This window comes from Alteromonas sp. ABH4_453 (genome assembly GCF_056160665.1).
This window is the reverse complement of sequence record NZ_JBSWXP010000003.1, coordinates 22,715-48,654: the sequence shown is the minus strand read 5'-3', so window position 1 is coordinate 48,654 and position 25,940 is coordinate 22,715. Positions and strand designations below refer to the sequence as shown.

Here is a 25,940-nt window from a genome sequence, read left to right as displayed (position 1 = left end):
AGGTTAATCTTATTGGCGTATCTGCTATTGGCGCATCTGTTATTGAGCAAGGCTCCGTACCACGCCCTTCACTGCTCGACATATCCGCCGGCCAACACAATCGAAAGAGGTCGAACAAAAGTGAGCACGCCTAAGCGCAATGGCCTAGGCGTGAAACGTATTGCTGGTCATCTTCAGAACATACCGTTTAGAATCGATAACCTACCGTAAGGTGAACTGTACGTGGGTCACCGTAATAACCAATAAGTGTAGTATCGCCACCAAGGCCCGGACCAAAGTTACCTTCATCGTCTTGCGTGACAAAGTCATAACCACCAACCAGATACTCTTCATCGGTCAGGTTTTTGACGTGTAGTCCAGCATACCAGTCGCCTTCAACACTTTCCCAGCGCGCGCTTAAGTTCACCATACCATAGGCATCTTGTTGAATAAGATCGCTGGTTTCAAAGATAAGATAATCATCGCGATAGTAGTAGTTGGCGTTGAAAGTAATATCACCAAAACTCGTTTCTAGTAGGTAGTTGGCATTAAGATTAAAGGTATTCTCTGGCGTACTTGCTAGACCAATCAACGGAGGGATTGCGTTATTTTTCTTAATTTCAAAGTCAATATAACCATAAGCAACGTCAAACTGAAGGTTATCCGTGGCTACCCACGTCATCTCCCACTCGGCGCCTTTTGCGGCCGTTTCTGCAGCATTGCGCAGTCGCTGGTCGAGGGCTGTTGGATCAGACAAATCCCCTTCTACACCAATATACTGACGATCTTTGTGGTCGTAAGAGAACAATGTGATATTCATACGAAGTGCGTCGGTTAAGTCACTCTTCACACCCACTTCGAAGCTGTCAACGACTTCTGGTTCAACACCAGGCTCGTTAGTCTGAGCACGAGGGTTAAACGTGCCCGATTTGAAGCCTTGTGAATAGCTCGCGAAGAACATGGTATCGCGGTCCATTTGATACTCCACGCCCACTCGCGGGGTAAAGCGCGACCAACTCTCTACCGCTGGCGCGTCTAACACTTCATCGCCATCGGTGTCTGTCCCAAGTACTTGAGGCACTAATTGTCCGTCGGGACGCACGTACCCATCAATCCAGTCGGTATAAGGATAAACATTGGCGAATACCAGACCATTGTTTACAAACGCGGACTTTTCTTCATCGGTGTATCGGGCACCAAGCGAAAGCGATAGCTTATCGGTTACGTCATAGTTCATCTGCGCATAGGCAGCCCAGCTTTCTGAGTTATTACAACCCGTCACTTCCCGCGTCAACCCTGAGGCACCAAGCGATTGACCTAACACACCTAAAATGGCATCAAAATTACCGCAACTCTCACCATCGTAAAAATAGAGCCCTGACACTAAGCTAAACGCGTTCCCAATATAATTCGCTTGAATCTCGTGAGTATCATTACTGTCGTCATACTCTGCCGGCACATCAAAAATAGGCAGGGGCGTATTGTCAAAATCAATGTTGGTAGGTGAATAGCTCTCTCTATGCGAACCAATATATTTAAGCTCTAAATCATCATTCACTTGGTATCGTGCCAGCCAGTTATAGCCTTCTAACTCGACTTTATTCCATGTAGGTAAGCTGGTATAAGAATCGAAAACCGAATCAGGCACGGGCGCATCAGTTAACATACTTGGGATTAAACGGTAGCCGCCTTTCGCATTTGATGTGTCTTCGGTCTTATCCCATCCAATACGGAAAAACAAACCTTCACTCGGGTGAACTTCAAGCGTTACACGGGCAGCCCAGAGATCTTTGTTATAATTCTCTTTATCTTGATTGGGCAACGCGCTTACCAGATATTCGCCGAAGCCGTCGCGGTTTAAGTTGGCATAACCCACGCCTAGATACACCGTGTCTTCAATCAACGGTATTTGACCTGTCACTTTGATATCACGCTGACTGTAACTACCTACCGTAGCTTCAACGTTCATCTGAGTATCGCCGGTCATTTCTTTCGTAACGTATTTAACCGCGCCACCAATCGTATTCTTTCCGTAAAGCGTCCCCTGCGGGCCACGTAAAACCTCAATACGCTGTACGTCTAACAAATCAAGTACGGCTCCTTGTGGGCGAGCAATATAAACATCGTCAACATAAATACCCACGCCTGGTTCATAGCCCCAAAGCGGGTCTTGCTGACCCAATCCGCGAATAAATGCCGTCAAGGTGGAATTGGTACCGCGACTGGTTTGTAGCGTAGTGTTGGGCGAAAACTGCTGCACTTCAGTCAGCACGCTAATCCCTTTTTCGCCAAGTTCAACCGCACCAATAGACGTGATAGCTACCGGCGTTTCCTGTAACGACTCTACAGTTTTTCGCGCTGTCACCTCAATGCGTTCTAATTTTCCTTTTTGCGCTTCGGCATCGGCATCAGCTTGACTATCCTGAGCAAATACTGGCGCTGTGCTTAAAACGCTAGCCACCGCTAGGGCACAAAGGCTGCGCATGGGGTGTTTAACTGAAGCACTTTCGCGCTCTACTGTGCTAGCAGGGGCTGAATGTGATTGGTAGGGTAAAACCAAGCCATTTGTGTGTATTGATTGAGACATAGTGAGTCCTTGTTGTTCTAAATTATAGGGCCTGTTGAGCTTTGCTGTACCTCAAATGCTGTACTTCAAAGATCAGCAGGCTCACGTCACTGTCGGATGTATTGCCTACGGTCAAAATCACTTTAGTTAATTAATTGTAAATAGTATGTAGTACCATCGTACTATGGGATTTTAATAAAAGTAACGTCAAACTTTATATCTGTTATGAACGCTTTTTATCTGATTTGTATACACTTTGTGGTTTTGAGTGTAAGTAAATCTTTAATCGACTTAACTGTTTCGGATCATCTGCGGTCACAGATTATTTAAGGAATAATAACTATGTTAAGTATGATTGGCTTAGTGGGCGGTCTGTTGTTGCTTATTGTTTTGACAATACGCGGAATGAACCTCTTTATTGCTGCACCTTTGTGTGCGCTTGTAGTTGCCATTACCAATAATATCGGTGTCTTCACTGGCGATGTGAATTTCGTTCAAACCTATATGAGTGGTTTCTCTGGGTTTATCGCCTCTTGGTTTTTCATGTTTTTACTTGGTGCGTTATTCGGTAAATTCATGGAAGACACAGGCGCAGCAGATGCTGTTTCTCGCTGGATTATCACCAAAATTGGTTACAAGCGTGCCGTATTAGCTGTTGTGCTAGCTTGCGCTATTTTGACCTACGGTGGTGTAAGCGTGTTTGTGGTAGCGTTTTCTGTTTATCCTATGGCGGTAAGTTTGTTTAAGGATGCCAATTTACCCCGTCGCTTCATACCTGCAGCCATGGCATTTGGGTCAGTAACATTTACGATGACCTCGGCAGGCTCGCCAGAAATCCAAAACTGGATCCCTATAAAGTATTTAGGCACCTCACCTTTTGCAGCATGGGAAGTCAGCCTTGTCGTCGCCATATTCATGGCATGCTTCGGTTACTGGTGGCTGGCTAAGATGATCAGAAAAGCCGTTAATAATGGCGAGGTCTTCGAAGCCAGAGCAAGTGACCCTGAAGTACGAGACAGAGCGCTACCCCACCCGCTTACCGGAATTGTGCCGTTAGTTGTGGTGTTAGTCATTTCGTTTCTATTCCATGAAGAACTCGCTCAGCTTGCGCTTATTCTGGCGTTAGGCGGCGGCGTACTGTGTTTGCTGGCTATTAACTACAAACATTTTCACAGTTTACCTGTTGCCATAAATGCGGGTACCACCGGCGCATTGATCGCCATAGGTAACACCGCCGCTGTTGTAGGTTTTGGCTCTATAGCAAAAAACACCGAAGCATTTCAAACAACTGTAGCGCTTATGACCCAAATTCCTGGTAACGAGCTTATTGGTGCCGCCATTGCCGTAAGCGTGATTGCAGGGTTAACAGGAAGTGCATCTGGCGGACAAGCCATTGCCTTACCCTTGGTGGCTCCGCATTACCTTGACCAAGGCGTAGAGCCAGAACAGCTACATAGAATTGTGTCTATATCATCAGGCGCATTAGATTCGTTACCTCACAATGGCTATGTGGTTACTACCATACGCGCCATTTGTAACGAAACCCATCAGGCTGCCTACTGGGCGGTTGGTGCGCTAACTGTTGTGGTGCCAGTTATTGGCCTTACCATGGCCATTGGCCTGTTTAGCATTATGTAGCATTAGTCAAAGCCAACGATATGGCCTAAGGCCGCACGATATATAAGTCACTCAAGCAAAACATTGCCATTTAAAAATGCGGTCTGAGAAAAGGACAAGAAAGTATGAATTGGAAAAAGACGCTTACTTCCACGTTAGTGTGGAGTAAGAGCAAAGGCACCAATAAGCTATTGAAACAGCCGGGCTCCCAACGAGTGCAGAAACCGTTAGCATTAGCAAATTTGGTTGAGGTGTTTTTAGTTAAAAAACAGCGCTCATTGGTAGGATTATTTGCCACGCTAATGTTGACGGTACATTGCCAGGGCATTGCTGGCGAATCCGACGATACATCGCCATTGCTCAGTTCTTCAAAAGCACCTACTTCTGAGCCCGTTGCTTCCTTGCCAAGCGCTTCGCTGATGGTAAAAAAACGCGTTTTTGAAATGCCTCATTTCACAACCTTTGGTGGTAAACAAATTAAAAACGTAAAAGTTGGCTGGGAGGCGTACGGAACACTAAATGATGCTAAGAGTAACGTTATACTGATTACCCACTATTTTTCTGGATCTTCCCACGCAGCTGGAAAGTACGATGATAACGATTCAGCGCCAGGGTATTGGGATAGTATAATCGGCCCTGGAAAAGCGATTGATACAGACCGCTTTTATGTAATAAGTGTTGATACGCTGGCCAATCTAAATGCTTACGACCCGCACGTTATTACAACCGGTCCTGCGTCAATAAATCCAGATACAGGCAAACCCTATGGCTTAGACTTTCCCGTCGTGACAATACGTGACTTTGTTAATGTTCAAAAAGCACTTCTTGAAAGTTTAGGTATTAGCAAACTGTATGCGGTTATTGGGCCTTCTATGGGCTCTATGCAGGCTATCGATTGGGCGAGCGCTTACCCAGACTGGGTTGAACGTATGATTTCAGTTATCGGCGCAGGTCAAAGCGATGCATGGACTACCGCGGCATTGGAACACTGGGCAACGCCAATCACTCTAGATAAAAACTGGAACAACGGCGCTTATTCCAAAGAGCAAGCGCCCCTTAATGGCTTAGCTGCCTCGCTCATGTTAATTACACAAAATGCCCTTACCCCTTCCTTCTTTAACCAAACCGGCAACACGTTAGGGTATAAAAATGTTGAGTCGGCGCCGCTTAATGACATACGTCAATCACACAGTATTGTGAACTGGCTGCGTGAGCGAGCAAAGACCCGGGCAAAATCCATGGACGCAAACCACCTTTTATACTTGGTTCGAGCTTGCCAGCTCTTCGTTGCTGGGCATCAAGGTAATCTTGAGCAAGGGCTGGCGTCGATAAAGGCGAAAACGCTGTTTATTCCAGCCCAAACTGATTTGCTACTTATGCCCTACTTATCGCAAAGTGCACACCAAGGTTTAACTGCAATGAATAACGACAGCACATTGGTTACGCTAAATGGCAAATTAGGTCACTTAGAAGGCGTGACCAATGTATCCGCTCAAGCTCAGGCTATTCGCCAATTTTTAGAAAATGATAAGGCTGCAATGCAATGATAAAATCTACCTCCTTTTTACGCCACGCGCTTTGTCTGTCTGTATTAAGCGCACTTGCCGTTAGCGTACCGGTATTCGGTAACGAGTCATCTGCGCAAGACGCGCTCCCTTCACTCACCATTGATTTAAAGAACGTTACCGTATCTGGCTTATCGTCAGGCGGTTACATGGCAACACAATTTCAATTAGCACACAGCGACTGGGTAAAAGGCGTTGGCGTTATTGCTGGTGGCCCGTATTTCTGTGCACAAGGTGATATAACCACTGCCCTGGCACAGTGCGTGAACAAGGTAGAGGGAGAAATTAACCTTGAAGCGCTGAATGAAAAAGCCAAACAGTATGAAACTGAAGGAAAAATTGCGTCGCTTTCCAATATGAAAGACGCAAAAGTCTGGCTTTTTCACGGTACGCAAGACACCAGAGTGATTGCACCAGTGAGCGATTTATTATTTGAGCAATACAAATTGTGGACAGACACACAAAATATTGCCTATATCAATGACAAACCCATGGCACACCTCTTTCCCACCAAAAACAATGGGGTTAACTGCATGAAATCAGAGAGCCCCTTCATTGGAAACTGTGATTACGATGCAGCAGGTGCCATGCTCTCTCATCTCGTTGAAGATGTTTCGACACCCGACGAGTCACTGTCAGGGCAAATTCATTCAATTGATCAGCAAAAAATAGCGGGTGGCGATGCAAAAACATTAGCAAGTGAAGGCTTTGTGTATGTGCCTGAAAGCTGTGCACAAGGCGAGCCATGCAGAGCCCATCTTAGTTTCCACGGCTGTAACCAGTATGCCGATGCCGTTGGCGATGCCTACACTACCCAAACAGGGCTTAATGAATGGGCTGATGACAACAATATTGTTGTGCTTTATCCGCAAACTAAGAAGTCGTTATTCATGCCGTTAAATCCACAAGGCTGTTGGGATTGGTGGGGCTATGCCTCTGGCGATTACGCCAACAGGAACGGCGCACAAATAAACGCAGTAAAACAGCTGCTGTTTTCATTAAATAGTGCACCTTCACTAAATAAATCCAACGGAAGTAACAATGACTAAGCGCACAATATTTATCACGGGTGGAGCAAGCGGCATTGGCTTTGGCATTGCTGAGTCAATGATGAAACAAGGGCACCATGTGATCATCGCCGACATAAACGAACAGGCAGCAAAAGAGGCTGTAACCAGGCTTGCGCATTTAGACGGATCGGCCAGCGCAGTAGCGGTAGACGTATGCAATGCAGAACAAGTCGCAGCGCTACCTGAGGTACTAGGGAAACATACCGTTGATGTGCTTATAAACAATGCTGGTATTCAGCACGTTTCACGCATCGAGGACTTCCCTGCAGATAAGTGGCAGCAGCTCATAAATATCATGCTTGTTGGCCCTGCTCTTTTAACCCAAGCGTTTTTACCTGCCATGCGTAAGCAAAATTACGGGCGCATTATCAATGTAGGATCTATTCACTCGTTGGTAGCCTCGCCCTATAAGTCTGCTTATGTAGCGGCGAAGCATGGGCTGTTAGGGTTCGCAAAAACTATCGCGCTTGAAACGGGGGACTGCGATGTAACTATCAATACCCTTTGCCCCGCCTATGTAAAAACACCATTGGTGGAGAAACAAATTGCAGCACAGGCAAAAGAAAATAACCTTACCGAGGAAGAGGTAATAACAAAAATAATGTTAGAACCCATGCCTAAAAAGCAATTTGTTAGTGTTGAAGAACTTGCAGATACCGCAAGCTTCTTAATGTCGCCCAGTGCTCGCAATATAACAGGGCAAACTATGATACTTGATGGGGGCTGGACGGCACGATAAACCGCAAACTATTTAACGCTTAGCTTTATACACAATATTTCTATTCACATAAAAAAGACTGCAATAAGCAGTCTTTTTTCGTTTAATGTTTTCGCAAAAGCGTTATTCCCAAAGAGATACATAAATGGCAACCATTTCTTCAATGGTAGGGATGCGTGGATTATTACCGGGAGAACCTGACGCCAAAGCTTGTTCTGCCATTGTTGACGTCGCTGTAAAAAATGTCTCTTTATCAATACCGAAGTCGGCAGGCGTAGGCACCTGTAAATCGGCATTAAGTGCTTTTAACTCATTGATAAGCTTTTGATTCGCTACTTCATCTGAGTCACCTTGCGTAGCAACACCCATAGCGCGAGCACATTGTGCATAACGCACTGACGCACTTGGAATAGAAAAGGCGGTAACCGCGGGCAACAACATGGCGTTAGACAAGCCGTGAGGCACATGAAAAGCAGCGCCAATGGGTCGACTCATTCCATGAACAAGAGCCACTGAGGCGTTTGAAAAAGCAATGCCCGCGAGCGTTGAGCCCAGCATCATTGATTCTCTCGCCGTTTCATTTGTTGGGTCTGCAAATACAGTGCGTAGATTAGGCGCAATTAACGCCATGGCTGATAACGCCTGTGCATCACTGTAAAGATTGGCTTTGCGGCTAACAAACGCTTCAATAGCGTGAGTAAGCGCATCAATGCCTGTATCGGCTGTCACGCGGGCAGGCAAACTTTGCGTTAATGAATAATCGACCAAGGCTGCAGTTGGCATAAACCCTAAACCAACACACAACATTTTTTCCGTGGTATCTTCATCGGTGATAATGGTAAATCGCGTTGCTTCTGAGCCCGTTCCCGCTGTTGTGGGAATAGCAATGATCGGCAGCCCCGCTTCATCTACAACCCGGGGGAATTTGTAGTCTCGCATTTCGCCGCCGTACTTACCCAAAATAGCGATGGCTTTTGCGCTATCGATGGGGCTTCCACCACCTAAAGCAATGATGCTGTCATAAGCGTGGGTTTTGAACGCATCCACACCGCGATAAATAGACCTCACCGTGGGCTCTGGCACCGTATCTGAAAACACATTGGCGCTTATTCCTGCTTCTTCCAGCACTTGCACTATGGCAGCACTATATCCCAACTCAACCATAACTTTATCGGTAACCAGTAAAGGTTTATGGCAGTTGAGTCCTTTTAGCGTTTCAGCAACCCGCTGACTCGCCCCTTTCCCTATGTGCATCACTCTTGGCAGAATAATTTGATGAGACATGTTTCCCTCGCTGCGAATTCTTTTCATCAGCATACCTAGTGCAACGCCTAAAGCAATGACAATGTAAAAATAATGTTACCACCCCACTACCTCTCCAGCTTTCCTCCAAATACATACAAATGCGTGGTTGTTTCCATTGCCAAGAGTTAATGGTTAATTATTAACATCACCGTACGTGAAATCAGTGGTAAACTGATTAGAACTTTTCTGTGGACTACGATTATGAAGAAACTCGGTATGATTTCGTTGCTTATAGCAATTATCGCTATAGCGATATGGCAATGGCCGAAACCTGACGCTCCTTTACTTTCATCAAACAACGTCATGCCCGCCATGGAGAATTTGCCCGACAATTTCTTTGACACACAAGTAAACCCAGTACTAACGCAACGCTGTGTTGTCTGCCACGCCTGTTACGATGCGCCATGCCAACTAAAGATGTCATCTCCAGAAGGTATAGCCAGAGGTGCTAACAAAGAAAAAATCTATGAAGGGACACGACTCACCGCTGCCCAACCCAATAGAATGTTTCTCGACGCCCACAACGTAGACGCATGGCGAGAGCGTGGCTTTTTCGACGTGCTCGAATCGAAAGAAAAACCTAACGCTTCGCCGACCCAATCTTCGGTGCTAGCGCAAATGCTTTTGCTAAAAAAACAGCACCCTTTACCCAATACCGCTCATTTAGGTGATGGTTTCGATATAAGCTTAAACCGACAAAACCAATGCCCTACGATAGATGAAATGGGCGAATATATAGCTGACCAGCCCTTGGGAGGCATGCCATACGCCCTGCCAGCGCTATCGGATTCTGAACATACTACGCTTGTTCAGTGGTTAAACCATGGTGCGCCGTTACCTTCGCCCAAAAAGCTCTCACAAGAACTGAATGAGAAAGTATCTGACTTAGAAGCATGGCTAAATGGCGATAGCAACAAGATGCAGCTTTCCGCACGTTATATTTACGAACACTTGTTTACGTCTCACCTCTATTTCGAAAATATTTCAGAAAAAGGTAAAACGCCTCAGTTTTTTAATCTAGTGCGCTCGCGTACACCACCCGGACAAACGTTAGATATTATCGCTACTCGCAGACCCTTCGACGATCCAGAGGTCGAGCGCGTTTACTATCGTCTGCAGCCAGTGCACTCAACTATCGTGAGTAAAACACATCAAGCTTACGCCATTAATAAAACACTGATGAATAAATGGCAATCGTGGTTTGTCGACGCAGATTTTTCTGTAGAAACATTGCCATCATACAAACCCCAGGTGGCGGCCAACCCATTAACGGCCTTTACCTTATTGCCAGTAAAAAGTCGTTATCGATTTATGCTTGAGCGCGCGCAAAACACTATCATGGGTTATATCAAAGGACCCGTGTGCAGAGGACAAGTCGCGCTTAACGTCATTAACGATCGATTCTGGGTGTTCTTTGTCGACCCAGACATTGCAGCATCCAAAAAAGTGAATGCTTTTTACGCTTCTCAAAAAGAAAACCTTCACCTTCCCGCTGAAAAAGATAGCTCAGCCCTTGCGGTAAATTGGGTAAAATACGCAAAGCGCCAAGGCGAATATATGCGTGCAAGAACCACCTTTTTAAATAGTGAGTTCGAAGACGGTGAACACCTAAACATTCCGAGTATTTGGGATGGCGACGGCAACAACACGAATGCCAGCTTGACCGTATTTCGTCATTTCGATAATGCCACAGTTGTTAAAGGGATGATTGGCCAGCCCACTAAAACAGCATGGGTGATTGACTATGCCTTGTTAGAGCGCATTCACTATTTGCTTGTGGCTGGCTTTGATGTTTACGGCAATTATGGCCATCAGTTATTGACCCGTTTGTACATGGATTTCTTGCGCATGGAAGGTGAATCGAACTTCCTTAATCTACTTCCTCCAACTACCCGCCATGACCTTCTCGACGATTGGTATCAAAACGCAAGCCCTGAACTTACCGATTATTTGGAAGGTGATATCAACAGTTTCGAACAACCTTCTGGCATAGCGTTCGAAACAGATAATCCTCAACAAGAACTTTATCAATTGTTATCGCAATACTTGGCTAAGGTTCAACCGAACGCCTCAACCTACAATAAACGTTTGCTATCAGCTGAACAGTTCGAAGCATTAGAGCGCTTAGATTCACTTCCTGCTCAACAAGCGACCTTGATGCCTGAAACTACAATGATTGTGATTCAAGACGACAAAAAACCAGACAACATTGATGTATTCACTGCCCTTAGAAATAGCGCGCATTACAATGTAAATAGCCTATTTGAAGAAGAGGAAAACCGGGAGCCTTCTAAAGATTCAATCACGCTAGTTCATGGTTTGTTGGGCAGTTACCCTGACGCATTCTGGTATATCAATGCCTCAGAGATAACGTCTTCGATTGAGAAGCTTAAATCCATTAAAAGCGAAGCCGATTACAAAGCCCTGCTCGACGATGTTGGCATGCGCCGAACCAACCCTAACTTTTGGGCGTTTAGTGATAAATTAATGCAATGGTCTAGCGAGCACTATACTATTGAAGGCGGTCTTCTCGACTATAATCGGTTAGAAGATCGCTAAACCTTGCGCTGTGTGCCGTTTTACGCTTTTCTTTTGCAAAAAACCTGTGCTAATGTCCAACCATTGGAAATGAAAGGACATTAGCATTCCATGCCCTATCAAACCGTTGCTTTAATTGGAAAACCTCAGCACGCTGCAACCCACGACAGCCTGAACATTCTTGCCGAATATTTATTGGCAAAAGGCTGTAAATTATTGGTTGAGGAAAGTATTGCTGAAGAGCTTGAAACCGAAAACTTCAAAAGCTGTAATCTTGTCACTATTGGCAAAGAGGCTGACCTTGCCGTTGTGGTAGGCGGTGACGGCAGCATGCTTGGTGCAGCACGTGTGCTTGCTCGCTTTGACATTCACGTTGTCGGTGTAAACCGCGGAAACCTCGGCTTTTTAACTGATATCCACCCCGATGATATTGTTCAACAACTTGACCTTATCTTTAACGGTGAGTGCGTGGTTGAAGAGCGCTTCTTACTTGAAGTAGAAGTTTATCGACATGAAAAGCTTAAAAGTAACAACTCTGCTGTAAACGAAGTGGTGCTTCACCACGGAAAAGTTGCCCATATGATGGAATTTGAAATTTACATCGATGAGCAATTTGTATTCAGTCAGCGCAGCGACGGATTAATAGTAGCCACACCAACAGGTTCAACGGCTTATTCTTTATCAGCAGGCGGCCCAATTATTATGCCTAAGCTAGATGCGCTAACTTTAGTCCCCATGTTTCCACACACACTAAGTAGCCGTCCAATCGTTGTTGATGCTGACAGTCAGGTATCGATGAAAGTATCAAAGGTTAATAGTGACTCGCTACAAGTGAGTTGCGATAGCCATATTGTTCTGCCGGTGCTACCTGGCGATGAAATTCGAATAAACAAAAGCGTAGACAAACTTCATCTTGTTCACCCTAAAGGCTACAGCTACTTCAATGTACTTCGTAAAAAGTTAGGTTGGGGTAGTAAGCTTTACTAAAGCGCCAGTTCCATTTAGTTAATCCCATGTGCATTTATTACATAAGCCTGTAGCATTTTCTTGATCGCTACAGGCTTGAAAAATAAAGATTTTTTAATCTTCTCTAATTTCCTTAACGAAAACCAAGACTTATAGAAATATAAGTTTTCGGCATACCTGTTGCACCTATTACAACAAGTCGTCAGCACAAGGTCTTTGTTATTTGGCCTAAATGATGTTTCGCATCCCGCTGACTTATTTGCATTCAATAGGAGATATCATGAGTAACACCAATATCAAATTTACAGCCCCTGGAATGGATAACGATGCTGCTGCCAAAACAATCAAGGTATTGGATCAGCGATTGGTTGCACTATTAGATTTACAATTAACGTTGAAGCACATTCATTGGAATGTAGTAGGACCAAATTTTATCGGTGTGCATGAGATGTTGGATCCGCAGGTAGATGCGGTACGCGACATGACCGACACAATTGCAGAGCGAATTGCCACGTTAGGTGGCGTACCTAAAGGTACACCGAAAGCCATTGTTGAAGGTCGAAGCTGGAAAGATTATGAATTAGGTAAAGGCTTAGTACTTGACCACCTTAAAGCGCTGGATGCAGTGTATGATGGTGTAAACGGTGACCATAGAAAAGCACTAGAAATTTTAGGTGAGATTGACCCAGTATCGGAAGACATGATTACCGGCCAACTTGCGGATTTAGAACAGTTTCAGTGGTTTGTACGCGCACACATTGAGTCTGGCAGCGGTGAGCTACAGCAATAAGCTTTAATCGTTGAATTTTAGATAGTCACTTGGCTCTTTATAATTCAATCAAAGTTGGAATTCAAAAGGAGAGCTTAGGCTCTCCTTTTTGCTGCTTGGTTTATTAAAAGCTTTAGTGCAGTCAACGTATTGGACTACTCACCATCTTATAGACAGGCTTTTAGCTATCAAATTTCACGTAGATTAGTACTGTATAAATTTCTTTGAAGCATGCATTCTCATTAGTTTCGTTTCTGCAGGTTACTCATAACCCCACATAAGTCGAATCTCTTATGATATTGATTTAAATATCTTTATTAGCATTCTCTTTCATTTTAGCGTAATTTTTTCTCGACTTAACTTTACACAGCAAAAATACTGTATATATTATCAGTTACTGTATATATCATCATGTTCAACTTATTCGAGTGTGGTTATGTTAGCGCATCTTTCTATTTCTAATTTTGCTGTTGTAAAACAATTATCAGTTCAACTGGAAAACGGCTTAACTGCTATAACCGGTGAAACCGGTGCAGGTAAATCAATTGCTATTGATGCTTTAAGCTTGTGCTTAGGCGAGCGTGCCGACGCAAATGCGGTGCGAAAAGGTAGTGCAAAAGCGGAAATCATTGCTCACTTTTCTTTAAACGGCAATGTATTAGCTAAAGCCTTCCTCGATGAACATGAGCTCACCTCAGATGAAGATGAGAATAGCTGCTTTATTCGCAGAGTTATTTCTAAAGAAGGTCGTTCAAAAGCTTTTATCAACGGTATTCCCGCCTCACTTCAGCAGTTAAAAGGTTTAGGCCAGTTTTTGTTGGCCATTCACGGTCAAAATACTCACCTACAGCTGCTGAAAGAAGACCATCAAAGAGAATTAGTTGATGGTTACGCTAAGCACAACGACATATTAGTGCAAGTTAGAGAAACCTACTCTCTTTGGCGTGATAAGCAACGCACGTTAAAGGCGCTTCAAGAACAAGCCCAGCAGCGCGAAGACAGAATTCAGCTGTTAACTTATCAGGTTCAAGAACTTGATGAATTCGCCATTGAAGAGGGTGAATTTGAGGAGTTAGAAATAGAGCACAAACGCCTTAGTAACGGGCAAAGCCTTTTAGAGCAAGCACAGACCAGCGTATACAACTTATATGAAAGCGATGAAGGCAACGCACTGTCAGTTATACAAAGCAGTATTGAACGTTTAGGCGAATTAGAGGCGCACGACGCTAGTTTAACGCCAATCATTACAATGCTTAATGATGCAGCAATTCAAGTAGAAGAAGCGGCAGGAGAACTACGTAGCTACTGCGATCACTTAGAGATTGACCCACTTCGCTTACAGCAAGTTGAGGCGCGCTATGCGAAGGCGATGGAACTTGCCCGTAAACATACTGTGATGCCAGAAGGACTTTATCAGCATCACCAAGAGCTAGCCGCCGAATTCAATGCTTTATCGGAACAGGAAACACTGTTAGGTACGCTTGAAGGCGAAGTAGAAGAAGCACGAGCAACGTATTTAACCGCGACCAAAGGGCTTTCTGAGAGCAGGCAACGTGCTGCTGGTAAGCTAAGCGAAGATATTGAAGTGCAAATTCGCCAAATGAATATGCCCCACGCAAAAGTGGATATTCAGATTCAATACGACGAACTTAAGAAGCCGGTGAGCACAGGTCTAGATACCGTAGAATTTAAAGTGTCTACCAACCCTGGTCAAGATGCAGACAAATTAGAAAAAGTCGTATCAGGTGGTGAACTTTCTCGTATAGGACTGGCTATTCAGGTTATCGCGAGCGGCCATCACGCTACCCCTACTATGATTTTCGATGAAGTCGATACGGGCATTAGCGGCCCAACAGCATCAATCGTTGGCGGGCTTTTACGTAAATTAGGTAAACAATCGCAAGTAATGTGTGTTACCCATCTACCTCAAGTAGCGGCACAGGCACATAATCAATTGTTTGTTACCAAGCTTACCGACGGGGAAAGTACTGAAACCCAGATGTTGGCGCTGACTAAGCAAGACAGGATCGATGAGCTTGCAAGACTGTTAGCCGGTGATAAAGTAACCAAATCGGCGCTAGCGAATGCAAAAGAACTGCTTAAAAGCGCAGCATCGAACTAAAATGCAGTTGATTGGTCATAGTTGTCAATGTAGCATGCCTTCGCGCTTGCAATAAAACAGTCTCGAAATTCGCTTTAGCGAAGTTCATTGACACTAACAAAGGCAATACTGGACAAATTAACGCATGAAGTTGCAACACCTATTAGTAATTCTTGGTATCACACTAACATCAACCGCTTGCTCGAACTGGATTTATCGAATCGACGTTCCTCAAGGAAACTTCCTTGATCAAAGAGATGTGGAAAAGCTGCGCGTTGGAATGACAAAAGAACAAGTTATTTATGTACTAGGTAACCCTGTTGTTCAAGACTCATTCGACGATGACACTTGGTACTACGTTTACGATATGAAGCGCGGTATGAAAAAGCGTGGTGAAGATTTTCAAAAGCAAATGGTGATTAACTTTGTAGACAACAAAGTGACAACGGTTGAAGGTGACTTCGAGTTATCTGAAGACTTCAATACACCGCTTGATAACTAATTTTGTTTAAAAGGTAGCGTTTCTCGCTACCTTTTTTGTTTCTAATACCCTTCATAAAAACGTCTGTTTATTAAAGATATATCGCTTACCTACTCGAGGTTTATATGGAACATAGTTTTTGGCACAGTAAATGGCAAAAGAACGAGATTGGATTTCACGAACCTGAAGGGAATGCACTTTTAGTAAAGTATGCGTCTTTTCTGGTTGGCGAGGATAGCCCTAGCACATCTTTAAAGCGCATTTTTGTGCCACTATGTGGAAAGACCCGTGATATTGGTTGGTTACTCTCTAAGGGGTGTGAAGTAGTTGGTGCTGAACTGAGCGAAGTGGCTATTATACAGCTGTTTGAAGAGCTAGGTGTAGAGCCTACCGTTACCACTACTTCCAACGGTAAAATTTACGCTAAAGACGGTTTAACCATTTACGTAGGTGATATCTTTAAACTTACATCAAGCGACTTAGGTGACGTTACGGGCATTTACGATAGAGCCGCTTTAGTCGCGCTGCCTAGCCCGCTTCGCGAGCAATATGCTGCGCATTTAACGGCCATTACTCAATGCGCCCCCCAGCTAATCATTTCTTTCGAGTATGACCAGAATGAAATGGCCGGCCCTCCCTTTAGCGTAAACGAAAAAACCGTCGACGCTCTTTATTCAGCGGACTACAACATTCAAAGGTTAGAGCGCTCGTTGCTTGAAGGCGGTTTGAAAGGCAAAGTAGACGCTGATAATTTGGTATTTGCGCTAACTGCGAAGTAGACTTTTTAAGACGTTGCCAATACGAAGCGTTTAAATGGTTGCTTTATTGTTTGCGTTTTAGCGCTGATTACCAGAGACACTTAAGCTATTCATACCCACACCTGCTGCTTAAATGAATGGCTAGAGGCCAAGCAGTGCCTCTATGCCAAACAATATTGCACCTATCAACCCGCCTACGATCGTGCCGTTTATGCGAACTTTTTGAAGGTCGCGACCAATATTTAGTTCTACCTGCTCAGCCATTTCACGTTCATCCCAACTATTGATGGTGTCGCGTATGTGACGGGTTAGAAATTCAGCCAACTCAGGCGCCATGTATTTAGCCGCTTCCCCGATATGCTTATTGAAAGCCTTTGCTAATTCACTATCTTGCGTCAACGTGGTGCCCAAATCTTTTAGAAGACCTGACGCATTTGTTTCTGCTTTACCATTTTGCTCTTCAAGAGACCTTAAAAGCCATTGATGAAACTTTGCCCATGATTGCTGAACGTACGCGTTTAACGCTGGATCATTGATGATCTTTTCCCGATAGCTGTTTACCTTTTTCTCCATTAACGGACTGTGCTGTAGTTCGTAAAGAAATTCGTGTACTTGCTCATCGAACGCATGGCGAATGGGGTGATGCTCATCTTCGTATACATCTTCCAAAATACTTGAAACCGCTTTAACAGCAATGAGTGCCCCCTGCTCGCTTAGCCAACTAGACGGCAATAGCTTTTCAATACGACTGTATTCGGTTTTTAGCCAGACTACTAACGTATCTGCTATGTAGATTTGGGTTTCTGGCTCTGCAAGCAGTGAGGCCAATTTCCCTAACACCCTATCAAGCACTACCTGATGCTGGCGCTCTTTCGTAACGGCGCTTAACGAGGTTGCCATCAATTGTCTAAGATCAAGTTGGTTAATTCCCTTCTGTGCGGTTTTAGCGATAAACGCTTTCACAGGCTTGTCATCGAGCACGCGAAGAACGCCTGCAAAAGCATCGCATAGAAAGCGACTTAAACGGGTAGCGTTTCTATCTTGTGACAACCACCTTCCCGCGCCCTTTGCAGGGTCGCTGTCCCGAATTAGCTTCTCTATTGCTTCAGGATGAAAGAACTTTTCCTTAACGAACAATGACAGGTTATTAGCAATAACAGACTTGTTACTAGCCACGATATTGGTGTGCGGAATGGGGTACTTCGCTGGAATTGGCTTAAATAATGCCGTCACTGCAAACCAGTCAGCTAGACCACCGATGAGCGCCGCCTCACTAGCCATCTTAATAAGCCCCAACCACCATGCTCCTTGCAAGTTTGGATAAAACTTAGGAAGTAAAACTGTTAAAACAAATACACTTGCGGCAAAAATCAAACAGGCCAATGCAAGCCTTTTAGCCTTATTCAATTGCGTGTACTTGTCCTGCATAAACTACTCCGTTTAAATTACTCGTTTACCATCTTGGTCTATAAGTGGTGTTCCGTCTTCTTTAGCAAAAGGGCCTTGTGGCCATACAGGCAAAATATCCAGTACAGCTTCACTTGGACGGCATAACTTCACTGTTTCTTTCGCGTTATCAGAATAGGAATTACCTTCAACTATCCCAAGAGGTAAAGAAACTGCTTTTTCGTGTTCACCTTTGGGAATGCAAACAATAGGCCTATTCACTAAAACGGGATGTTCCAGCATCAATTCAAAGATGATTTCGTTACTCACTGTTTCATCAAGTAACCCTAATTCAGCAGCAGGCGACTTTGTTGTGCGAAGCGCTTGTCGAGGGTTAAGGTTAGCTGCATTCAATAAATAAGTTAGTTGTTCACGTTCCCACCCAACACGTAAATACTCAACAACCTGCACCTCATACCCTGCGGCCTTGATCACCGCCAGTACATTCCTAGACGTGCCGCACTCTGGGTTGTGATAAATCTTTATCATCGCCACCTAACCTCACTAAAAAGTAAAAACCATATATACCAACATACTATTAAAATTCGAGGACAGACACTCGCATAGGCTAAAACCTCGCCTGTACTCGTTGGACACACACTCAAAAAAGCAGCTTGTAACCAAATACAATTCGAGGACAGACACTCGCAAAGGCTAAAACCTTGCCTGTACTCGTTGGACACACACTCAAATAGCTACCTGTACTTCTTGGACACACACTCAAAAAAGCAGTTTGTAACCAAAAAGATGTATTCACATTGAGTGTCTGTCCCCTTCTGAGCTTAGGGCCATGTGGTACAGAATGGTCAAATTCGCCATCCGGTGGCAGATGAAACTATAAAATTAGTTATTACACCATTGAGCCAGTCTCTTCCTTTAGCGTATTAAACTAACCTTCTGATTTTAAATACTTTTTAAGAGTGGCATGATACGTGATATGTATTTCATAAATGCACAACAAAATTTGTGTTTGATATCAAAACCGTTAAAGCGTGTTATTAAGTATTTATGAAACAATCAAGGATACAAGAATATGAAAAAGTCTATTATTGCTAGTGCAGCTATGTTGCTTTCAGCCTCTTTGCTTACTGGCTGCGTTATCCATGTTGGCGACGCTAGCGCATTAGAAGGCAGCGATTTCAGTTCCATTCTAGGCAATATTGACATAGCTGAAGGGAAGCACGCTGGCGATATTTCTTCTGTTAATGGCAATGTGGAAATTAGCGATCATGGTGGCGCGGATGAAGTCAGTATCGTTAACGGCAATCTTGAAATGGGTAGCCATGTGTCTGTCCGAAATATCGACATTGTAAATGGCGATGTAAGTGCAGCTTCACACCTCAATGTGCTTAAGGGTGTAGAGACCGTGAATGGAAATGTTACGCTTCCTACGCAAAGTACAATTGGCGGTAGCGTTGAAACAGTGAATGGAGACATAACAGCCGTTGATACAACCATTGAAAAACACATCAAAACACTCAACGGCGATATTACTTTGTCTGGCTCTTCTCACGTTTTAGGCAATATCGTATATAAGGAAAGTGAAAGCTCTTGGGGCAAGAAATCAGACAACAAACCTACCCTGTCGATTAGTGCTTCAGTGACTGTAGACGGTAGCATTATATTGCACCGCCCTGTCAATCTAGACATTGAAAGTGACGAGTTAAAGCAAAAAGTCGTTGTAAGCTACGGCGGTGCAAAGTAACGTAGCCGCTTTAACAACAAAGCTTAATGTTTCGTAAATACATGACTGAACATGAAAAAATGCTTGCTGGCGATTTATATTACCCGTCAGACAAAACCTTAACGGCATTGCGTAAGCAGTGCCGTATTCAATTAGACGAGCTTAATGCAACTTGTCAAAGTGACCACAAAAAGCGTACTCGATTGCTAAAACAGTTGTTTGGCAGCACAGGTAAAAGGCTGTACATCGAGTCTTCGTTTAAATGCGATTACGGCGAAAATATCCACGTTGGCGAAAACTTTTATGCCAATTTCAATTGTGTCATTTTGGATGCGGCAAAGGTAACCATTGGTGACAACTGTATGATTGCGCCTCAAGTAGGGCTTTACACAGCCACCCACCCCATAGACCCCGCGCAAAGAGCAACAGGTATAGAGTTCGCTAAGCCTATTACACTTGGTAATAACTGCTGGATTGGTGGAATGGCGGTGATAAATCCTGGTGTGACATTGGGTGATAATGTGGTTGTGGCTTCTGGCACGGTGGTAACCAAATCTTTCGGGGATAACCTAGTCATAGGCGGTAACCCAGCCAAAGTAATCAAAGAGATTGAACCCGTCGCTCAAAGTGTTTAACGATTTAGCCGGTGCCTTTATGAATGGAAGCTTGTATAAATGATAGCTTTGTAAATTAAGCTTATGTAGACGGCATTTTTTTGAACAAAGCTTTTATGAAAAAGGCCTTTTTCAACGAACTCTCTATCTCCCCTAATCACTGAATCGATTGTATTTGTTGAAATAAGAAGTGTTAAAAGGCCGCGGATGTAACCAATAAAGCGGCCATAAACAAATGTTGGATACAGCGTGAAAAGACAAGGCTAGTAAACTTAACTTACGCTAGCCTTATTCACCGTATTATATACACCCTAACAAAATACTAGCTTTGTTAAGCCTTAATCCCAGCTGGGCGCAAAATCGGGGTTAACAATACGTTCGCCATTATCAAGGTCGTCAATAAGAACAAGCTCTTCTTCACTAAGCTTAACACCACCATAAGCTAAATTCTCCGCTAGGTGTACTTCACTGGTTGATGAAGGAATCGCGTAAATGTGACGTTTCTCCATCCACGCCAATACCACTTGCGCCGGCGTAGCGTTATGGTTTTGAGCAATGTTTAACAGCGTTTCGTCTTTCATTACTTTTCCAACAGCAAACGGCATATACGCGGTAGCTCTAATACCTTTTTCCTTGCCAGCTTCCACAACTTTTTTGTTTTGCATGAAAGGATGAATTTCAATTTGATTGGTGTAAATTTCGCCTTCACCTAAAATTTCTTCAGCTTTTTTTAGCAAATCGATAGTGAAATTAGATACCCCTATATGACGCGTGAGTCCTAGCTCTTTTGCCTTAGCAAGATTATCTAAGTAACTTTCTAGCGAAATATCATTTCCTGGATACGGCCAATGAATAAGAAGTAAATCTACATACTCTAGCTTCAGCTTTTCTAAGCTTTCGTGAACACTTGGGATAAAGTGATCGTCGCCCAAGGATTCGTGCCACACTTTGGTGGTAATAAATAGCTCGCTCCTATCTAGCCCGCTGGTTTTTATAGCATCGCCAACTTCAGCTTCGTTATCATAGATTTGTGCGGTATCAATATGCCTAAACCCTACTTTTAGGGCCTTACTTACTGATTCACGGGCCTCGTCACCTTTTAAACGAAACGTTCCTATTCCTAGTTGAGGCATGTCTTTCATAACAATCTCCTATTCCGTGTGCCTTTAACTACTTTGACGTAGCTGATTCGTAATTTCCTACGCCACTGTTTGAAAAGAAGATCGAAACGCGCTTAATGATTAATAGGGTTAATTAAACAACTCTGGTTGTTATTGAACTTGTGTTTAACACTGGTATAAAAAAAGCCGCAAGCGTTTGCTCGCGGCCTTGAGTATTCACTTAGATATCGTTAGATACTATTTACGTTTGCCTGGACGTCCAGCTCGTTTGTTCAAGCCTTGCTGCTTACGCACCTTATGCTTTTTAACCGAACGGCGCATACGACTTAAGCGAGCGTGATCAAGTTTACCTTGACGCACGTTGACCATCGTTTGTGTTTCATCCGGTAGCTGAACATGACTACGAAGCGCGTTCACGTCTTCTAATCCTAGTTCTACCCACGCACCTTGCGGTAGACGCTTTTGCAGTTCAATTGGGCCGTACTTAACGCGGATTAAGCGGCTAACCTGCACGCCTTGCGACTCCCAAAGACGACGCACTTCGCGGTTACGCCCTTCTTTCAACGTCACATTGTACCAACGGTTCATGCTTTCATCTTCAGCATGCTGAGGCGTAGGCGCTCCTGAAATTGTCAGGAACTTTGCTTCGCCGTCTTCCAGCTCTACACCTTTTTGAAGGGTATGTAGCGTTTTGCCCGTTACCTCACCGAATACACGCACTGCGTACTCGCGTTCTACTTCACATTTTGGGTGCATTAGGCGGTTTGCCAATTCACCATCGTTGGTGAATAAAAGTAGGCCACTGGTGTTCATGTCTAGACGACCAACAGTGATCCAGCGCCCTAATCGAATGGCGGGAAGGCGGTCAAATACCGTATCGCGACCTTCAGGGTCGTGACGGCTACACAATTCACCTTCGGGTTTGTTGTACATCAACACACGGCAAATTGGCTGTTCTGTTTGACGAGATAGCAAATGACCATCAACACGAATTTGTGCGGTGTGATCGACTCTATCTCCTAATGTTGCTTTGGTGCCATCGACCGATACTCGGCCTTCTTCAATCCAACGTTCCATTTCTCGTCGCGAGCCTAGCCCTTGGTTAGCCAGTACTTTTTGCAACTTTTCAGTCATGGGTTTTCACTCTTTAATTGCTTGTTTACGGTCGCACGGTCTATTCGGACGGTGCCTCATTTAACACCTTAAGCGGCGAGTCTGACGCAACGCTTTCAGCCATGTTTTCGAAAGCATCAGCATTGGGCAAATCGCTCAACGACGTCATCGAAAAATAGTCTAAGAAGGCTTTGGTAGTTGCATAAAGCGCTGGTCGCCCAGGCACTTCTTTGTGGCCTACTACCTTTACCCAGTCTCGTTCTGTGAGTGTCTTTATAATATTACTGCTTACCGCCACGCCCCTGACCTGCTCTATTTCTCCGCGGGTTATAGGTTGACGATAGGCAATGAGTGCCAAGGTTTCGAGCATTGCTCTAGAATACTTTGGCGCATTTTCCTGCCACAATTTGCTTAACCACGGGCTTAACGCATCTAACGATTGAAAGCGATAGCCACTTGCTACTTCCACCAGTTGAATGCCTCTTGGCTGATAGTCTAACTTTAGTTCGTTAATCACCTTACTCAAGGTTCTATCAGCGACGGTAAACTCATTGAGTACCGTTTCTTTTAAATGCTGCTTTGAAATAGGTTTATCAGCAACAAATATTGCTGCCTCTACCAATTGTTTAAGCTGAGCCGTGTTAATTTTCTTCATGGGCACCTAATTTTACATGAATTTTTGCATAAGGACCTGCCTGAATGCATAAAATTAGCTGTTCTTTTACTAATTCTAATATTGCTAAGAAGCAAACCACTACGCCAGCCTTACCTTCTTCAACCGTAAATAGGCGTTCAAGTGGCGTATATTCTGTTGTTGTGAGTAACGACAAGATGAGCGACATACGCTCTCGCGTGCTCAGTGCTTCCCTTGCAATGGTATGGTGTTCAAACGCTTCGGCGCGTTTCATGGCCGCACTGAACGCCAATACAATTTCAGCTAAAGACACTTCGGGCTCAATGCGAATTGGCGCCACATTCTCACTTAGTTCAACGTGAGTGATGAAAATATCCCGTTCAAGTCTAGGCTGAATATCTAAATCTTCTGCCGCTTGCTTTACTAGCTCGTATTCTTTTAATCGGCGAATAAGCTCTGCTCGAGGGTCTTCTTCTTCGTCGGAATCGTCACTGCGTTTAGGCAATAGAAGCCTGGACTTAATTTCTGCCAATATGGCTGCCATCAGCAAGTACTCTGCCGCCAACTCTAATTTTAGCGACATCATGGCATCCACATATTCCATATACTGCTTGGTAACATCAGCGATGGGCAGTGTAGTGATATCAAACTTTTGTTTTCTAATCAGATAAAGCAGTAAGTCGAGCGGCCCTTCGAAGGTTTCTAATATGACCTCTAGCGCATCGGGGGGAATGAAAAGATCTTCAGGCTTTTCAATGAGCGCTTCACCATTAATAAACGCAAGTGGCAACGGCTGCTGAACAGGTGTCGCAAGCCCCTTCTCAACAGAGGCATCATTATCGTTATTATTGTCTTCAACAAACTCTGACACAGTTCCACAACCGTTTTTACGCGCTAACAAAGCGGCGATTATTGATATTATTATTTACGCGTTCACGCGAGGGCCTGTAGTGCTTCGCTGTACATCGAAGCGCTACAGGCCCTCGCAACATAGCTTACGGTTTCCTGCTATAACTTTCACCTGCAACAAGCAAAAGAAACTATTTAAAATAACCTATTTAAAACAGTCTTTTCAAAAAGTCAGCCTAACGAAAGTTACTCAAAGGGAGACGGATCGCCCGTGCCATGTCGCACAATTACTGGTGTGTCTTCCGACAAATCAACCACGGTAGTGGGCTGCTCACCAATGTAACCACCGTGAATAATAAGCCCTACTTGCTTTTCTAAGTTGTCGCGAATGACATCTGGGTCTGATTCAGCCATGGTGTTGCCTGGCAAAATCAAAGACGTAGACATCAACGGCTCGCCCAGCTCTTCCAATAATGCAAGTGCAATGGCGTTATCGGGCACGCGAATACCTATGGTTTTACGTTTAGGGTTTTGCAAGCGCTTTGGTACTTCGCGGGTCGCTTTCAACACGAATGTGTAACGCCCTGGCGTGTTGTTCTTAATTTGTCTGAACGCCGTGTTGTCTACCTTTGCGTAAATTGATAGCTCAGACATGTCTCGACACATTAAGGTAAAGTTGTGATCTTTATCGATTTGACGAATACGACACAACTGCTCAAGCGCCTTTTTGTCTTCCATTTGGCAACCTATGGCGTAGCCTGAGTCTGTCGGATACACCACCACTGCACCCTCTCGAATTAACTCACAAGCCTGACTAATTAGGCGTTTTTGCGGGTTGTCGGGGTGCACATAGAAAAATTGACTCATAATTACTTCCTTTTCTTAAACGCGCAGAACGATACTACTTTGCCTACGGGATAAGTGTCTGTCCACTTATTAAGCTTGCTGGTTAAGCTCGTTGGTAAAACTCGCTGGTTAAATTAGCTTTTGGGCTTTTTACCAACCAACTCTCGGCATTTTAATTAGCTATTGCGCTCATCAACCGTACGTGAACCATCTGCCTTAACTTGCCCATTTATACCGAGAGCGTTGCAAATTAGATTTTCCTAGCCCTCAGCCATCTGCCCTTCAAATTGTTTCCAATTATGCCATACGGGTGTGAGCTTACTGCTAATGCCTAAGTTCTTACCCAGCTCAGTCCAACGAGACGGAAAGTGAAAATCAGAGCCCGCCGATGCTAACAGCTGATGAGTTTGTGCAAGCTCATTAATAAGCTCTTGTTTGGTTTTATTGATACCTGGAAATGCAGTTTCAATGGCGTCGCCACCGGCTTGTTCGAACAAGGCCACCAAACGCCGTAGCCATTTTGCTGTCATGTCATAATGAGCAGGATGAGCCAGTACGGCTTGACCACCTGCATCGTGGATCCACTCGATAGCTGTTTCAATGCTTGGCCACTCAGCTTTAACTGCCGCGCGTTTACCTTTCCCTAAATACTTTTTAAACGCGGCGTCCATACTCGGTACACCGTAATTGTTTACCAATACTCGTGCAAAGTGGGCTCGTGTTACCTGGCCAACGCCAGCTAGCGCTTTCGCACGCTCTAAAACACCTTCAAACCCGCACTTTTCAAGCTTATTGGCAATTTTTTCAGCCCGAGCTTCACGGGTTTGTGCTTGACCTTGTAACCGCTCAAGAAACGTTGGGCAGTGTCTGTCCACATTTAAACCAACGATATGGATATCGAAACTATGCCAAGTGGTGGAAATTTCAACACCATCAATAATAGTTAATGCACGTTTTTGCTTCGATTGGGTAGCATGTGCTTCTTCCAAACCGGCTACGGTATCGTGGTCGGTAACGGCAAGCGCATCCACCTGCATGGTGTGCGCGCGAAGGATTAATTCTTCTGGCGTTAGGTGGCCATCGGAGAATTTTGTATGACTGTGTAGATCTATTTTCAATGTCTTATGCAAATTTTAGGTTGACACAAACGGCAATTTGTTTTCTTCTATACACACAAAGTATACGTACTAACCGCTTCAA

The 25,940-nt window shown here is 44.3% G+C and carries 22 protein-coding genes; 12 read left to right on the top strand and 10 right to left on the bottom strand.

Translation table 11 applies throughout. From position 1 onward, the window contains the following. Positions 1–187 precede the first annotated feature (187 nt). A complete protein-coding gene (locus ACXAGV_RS06585) occupies positions 188–2,566 on the bottom strand; it encodes a TonB-dependent receptor (protein WP_474872564.1) in 2,379 nt (792 codons plus the stop codon). Positions 2,567–2,887: 321 nt separating this feature from the next. Between ACXAGV_RS06585 and ACXAGV_RS06580 the strand changes: the two genes are divergently transcribed. The 4 genes from ACXAGV_RS06580 to ACXAGV_RS06565 all read left to right on the top strand — a co-directional run bounded on the left by ACXAGV_RS06580 (position 2,888) and on the right by ACXAGV_RS06565 (position 7,536). Then, entirely contained in the window at positions 2,888–4,183 is a 1,296-nt protein-coding gene (locus ACXAGV_RS06580; RefSeq protein WP_474872563.1) for a GntP family permease, read from the top strand. Positions 4,184–4,287: 104 nt separating this feature from the next. Continuing rightward, positions 4,288–5,709, top strand: a complete 1,422-nt coding sequence (locus tag ACXAGV_RS06575) for an E22 family MetX-like putative esterase (protein ID WP_474872562.1) — start codon at positions 4,288–4,290, stop codon at positions 5,707–5,709. Next, entirely contained in the window at positions 5,706–6,776 is a 1,071-nt protein-coding gene (locus tag ACXAGV_RS06570) for an extracellular catalytic domain type 2 short-chain-length polyhydroxyalkanoate depolymerase (protein WP_474872561.1), read from the top strand. Before ACXAGV_RS06575 ends, ACXAGV_RS06570 begins: the two co-directional genes overlap by 4 nt. After that, positions 6,769–7,536, top strand: a complete 768-nt coding sequence (locus ACXAGV_RS06565) for a 3-hydroxybutyrate dehydrogenase (RefSeq protein WP_474872560.1) — start codon at positions 6,769–6,771, stop codon at positions 7,534–7,536. The genes ACXAGV_RS06570 and ACXAGV_RS06565 overlap by 8 nt, the downstream gene beginning before the upstream one ends. Before the next feature lie 102 nt (positions 7,537–7,638). Here ACXAGV_RS06565 and ACXAGV_RS06560 read toward each other — a convergent pair whose 3' ends face one another. Beyond that, positions 7,639–8,826, bottom strand: a complete 1,188-nt coding sequence (locus tag ACXAGV_RS06560; protein WP_474872559.1) for an iron-containing alcohol dehydrogenase — start codon at positions 8,824–8,826, stop codon at positions 7,639–7,641. 210 nt (positions 8,827–9,036) lie between these two features. Here ACXAGV_RS06560 and ACXAGV_RS06555 point away from each other — a divergent pair, with 210 nt between their 5' ends. The 6 genes from ACXAGV_RS06555 (at position 9,037) to tmpT (ending at position 16,454) form a co-directional block, all read left to right on the top strand. Beyond that, positions 9,037–11,379: a fatty acid cis/trans isomerase gene (locus ACXAGV_RS06555; protein ID WP_474872912.1), complete on the top strand. Its 2,343-nt coding sequence runs from the start codon at positions 9,037–9,039 to the stop codon at positions 11,377–11,379. Positions 11,380–11,469: 90 nt separating this feature from the next. Next, positions 11,470–12,345 carry an NAD(+) kinase gene (gene nadK, locus ACXAGV_RS06550; protein WP_014948959.1) on the top strand — a complete coding sequence of 292 codons (876 nt, stop codon included), beginning with the start codon at positions 11,470–11,472 and terminating at the stop codon, positions 12,343–12,345. 259 nt (positions 12,346–12,604) lie between these two features. Continuing rightward, a complete protein-coding gene (dps, locus tag ACXAGV_RS06545) occupies positions 12,605–13,114 on the top strand; it encodes a DNA starvation/stationary phase protection protein Dps (RefSeq protein ID WP_474872558.1) in 510 nt (169 codons plus the stop codon). A gap of 415 nt (positions 13,115–13,529) precedes the next feature. Next, positions 13,530–15,215 (top strand): DNA repair protein RecN, encoded by a 1,686-nt coding sequence (gene recN, locus ACXAGV_RS06540; protein WP_474872557.1) that lies wholly within the window; start codon positions 13,530–13,532, stop codon positions 15,213–15,215. Between the two features lie 124 nt (positions 15,216–15,339). Further along, positions 15,340–15,696, top strand: a complete 357-nt coding sequence (locus tag ACXAGV_RS06535; RefSeq protein WP_012517879.1) for an outer membrane protein assembly factor BamE — start codon at positions 15,340–15,342, stop codon at positions 15,694–15,696. 104 nt (positions 15,697–15,800) lie between these two features. Next, entirely contained in the window at positions 15,801–16,454 is a 654-nt protein-coding gene (gene tmpT / locus ACXAGV_RS06530) for a thiopurine S-methyltransferase (protein WP_474872556.1), read from the top strand. A gap of 120 nt (positions 16,455–16,574) precedes the next feature. On the opposite strand, the gene ACXAGV_RS06525 is transcribed toward tmpT, so the two are convergent. Together ACXAGV_RS06525 and ACXAGV_RS06520 are read right to left on the bottom strand one after the other, a co-directional pair. Continuing rightward, positions 16,575–17,861, bottom strand: a complete 1,287-nt coding sequence (locus ACXAGV_RS06525) for a DUF445 domain-containing protein (protein ID WP_474872555.1) — start codon at positions 17,859–17,861, stop codon at positions 16,575–16,577. A gap of 12 nt (positions 17,862–17,873) precedes the next feature. Continuing rightward, a complete protein-coding gene (locus ACXAGV_RS06520; RefSeq protein ID WP_474872554.1) occupies positions 17,874–18,368 on the bottom strand; it encodes an arsenate reductase family protein in 495 nt (164 codons plus the stop codon). A 544-nt stretch (positions 18,369–18,912) separates the two neighbouring features. On the opposite strand from ACXAGV_RS06520, the gene ACXAGV_RS06515 reads away from it, so the two are divergent. After that, positions 18,913–19,584, top strand: a complete 672-nt coding sequence (locus ACXAGV_RS06515) for a DUF4097 family beta strand repeat-containing protein (protein WP_474872553.1) — start codon at positions 18,913–18,915, stop codon at positions 19,582–19,584. Between the two features lie 41 nt (positions 19,585–19,625). Then, a complete protein-coding gene (locus ACXAGV_RS06510) occupies positions 19,626–20,198 on the top strand; it encodes a sugar O-acetyltransferase (RefSeq protein WP_474872552.1) in 573 nt (190 codons plus the stop codon). Between the two features lie 317 nt (positions 20,199–20,515). Here the strand turns inward: ACXAGV_RS06510 and dkgB are convergent, their stop codons facing one another. From dkgB to ACXAGV_RS06480, 6 genes are all read right to left on the bottom strand, one after another. Continuing rightward, positions 20,516–21,319 (bottom strand): 2,5-didehydrogluconate reductase DkgB, encoded by an 804-nt coding sequence (gene dkgB, locus ACXAGV_RS06505; protein WP_474872551.1) that lies wholly within the window; start codon positions 21,317–21,319, stop codon positions 20,516–20,518. Positions 21,320–21,535: 216 nt separating this feature from the next. Next, a complete protein-coding gene (rluB, locus tag ACXAGV_RS06500) occupies positions 21,536–22,432 on the bottom strand; it encodes a 23S rRNA pseudouridine(2605) synthase RluB (protein WP_136781075.1) in 897 nt (298 codons plus the stop codon). A gap of 40 nt (positions 22,433–22,472) precedes the next feature. Further along, positions 22,473–23,066, bottom strand: a complete 594-nt coding sequence (scpB, locus tag ACXAGV_RS06495) for an SMC-Scp complex subunit ScpB (protein WP_474872550.1) — start codon at positions 23,064–23,066, stop codon at positions 22,473–22,475. Beyond that, entirely contained in the window at positions 23,053–23,916 is an 864-nt protein-coding gene (locus tag ACXAGV_RS06490; RefSeq protein ID WP_474872549.1) for a segregation and condensation protein A, read from the bottom strand. The genes scpB and ACXAGV_RS06490 overlap by 14 nt, the downstream gene beginning before the upstream one ends. 224 nt (positions 23,917–24,140) lie before the next feature. Next, positions 24,141–24,761 (bottom strand): L-threonylcarbamoyladenylate synthase, encoded by a 621-nt coding sequence (locus tag ACXAGV_RS06485; RefSeq protein WP_014948946.1) that lies wholly within the window; start codon positions 24,759–24,761, stop codon positions 24,141–24,143. 239 nt (positions 24,762–25,000) lie between these two features. After that, complete coding sequence (locus ACXAGV_RS06480) at positions 25,001–25,858, bottom strand: PHP domain-containing protein (protein ID WP_474872548.1); 858 nt, start codon at positions 25,856–25,858, stop codon at positions 25,001–25,003. Positions 25,859–25,940 lie beyond the last annotated feature (82 nt).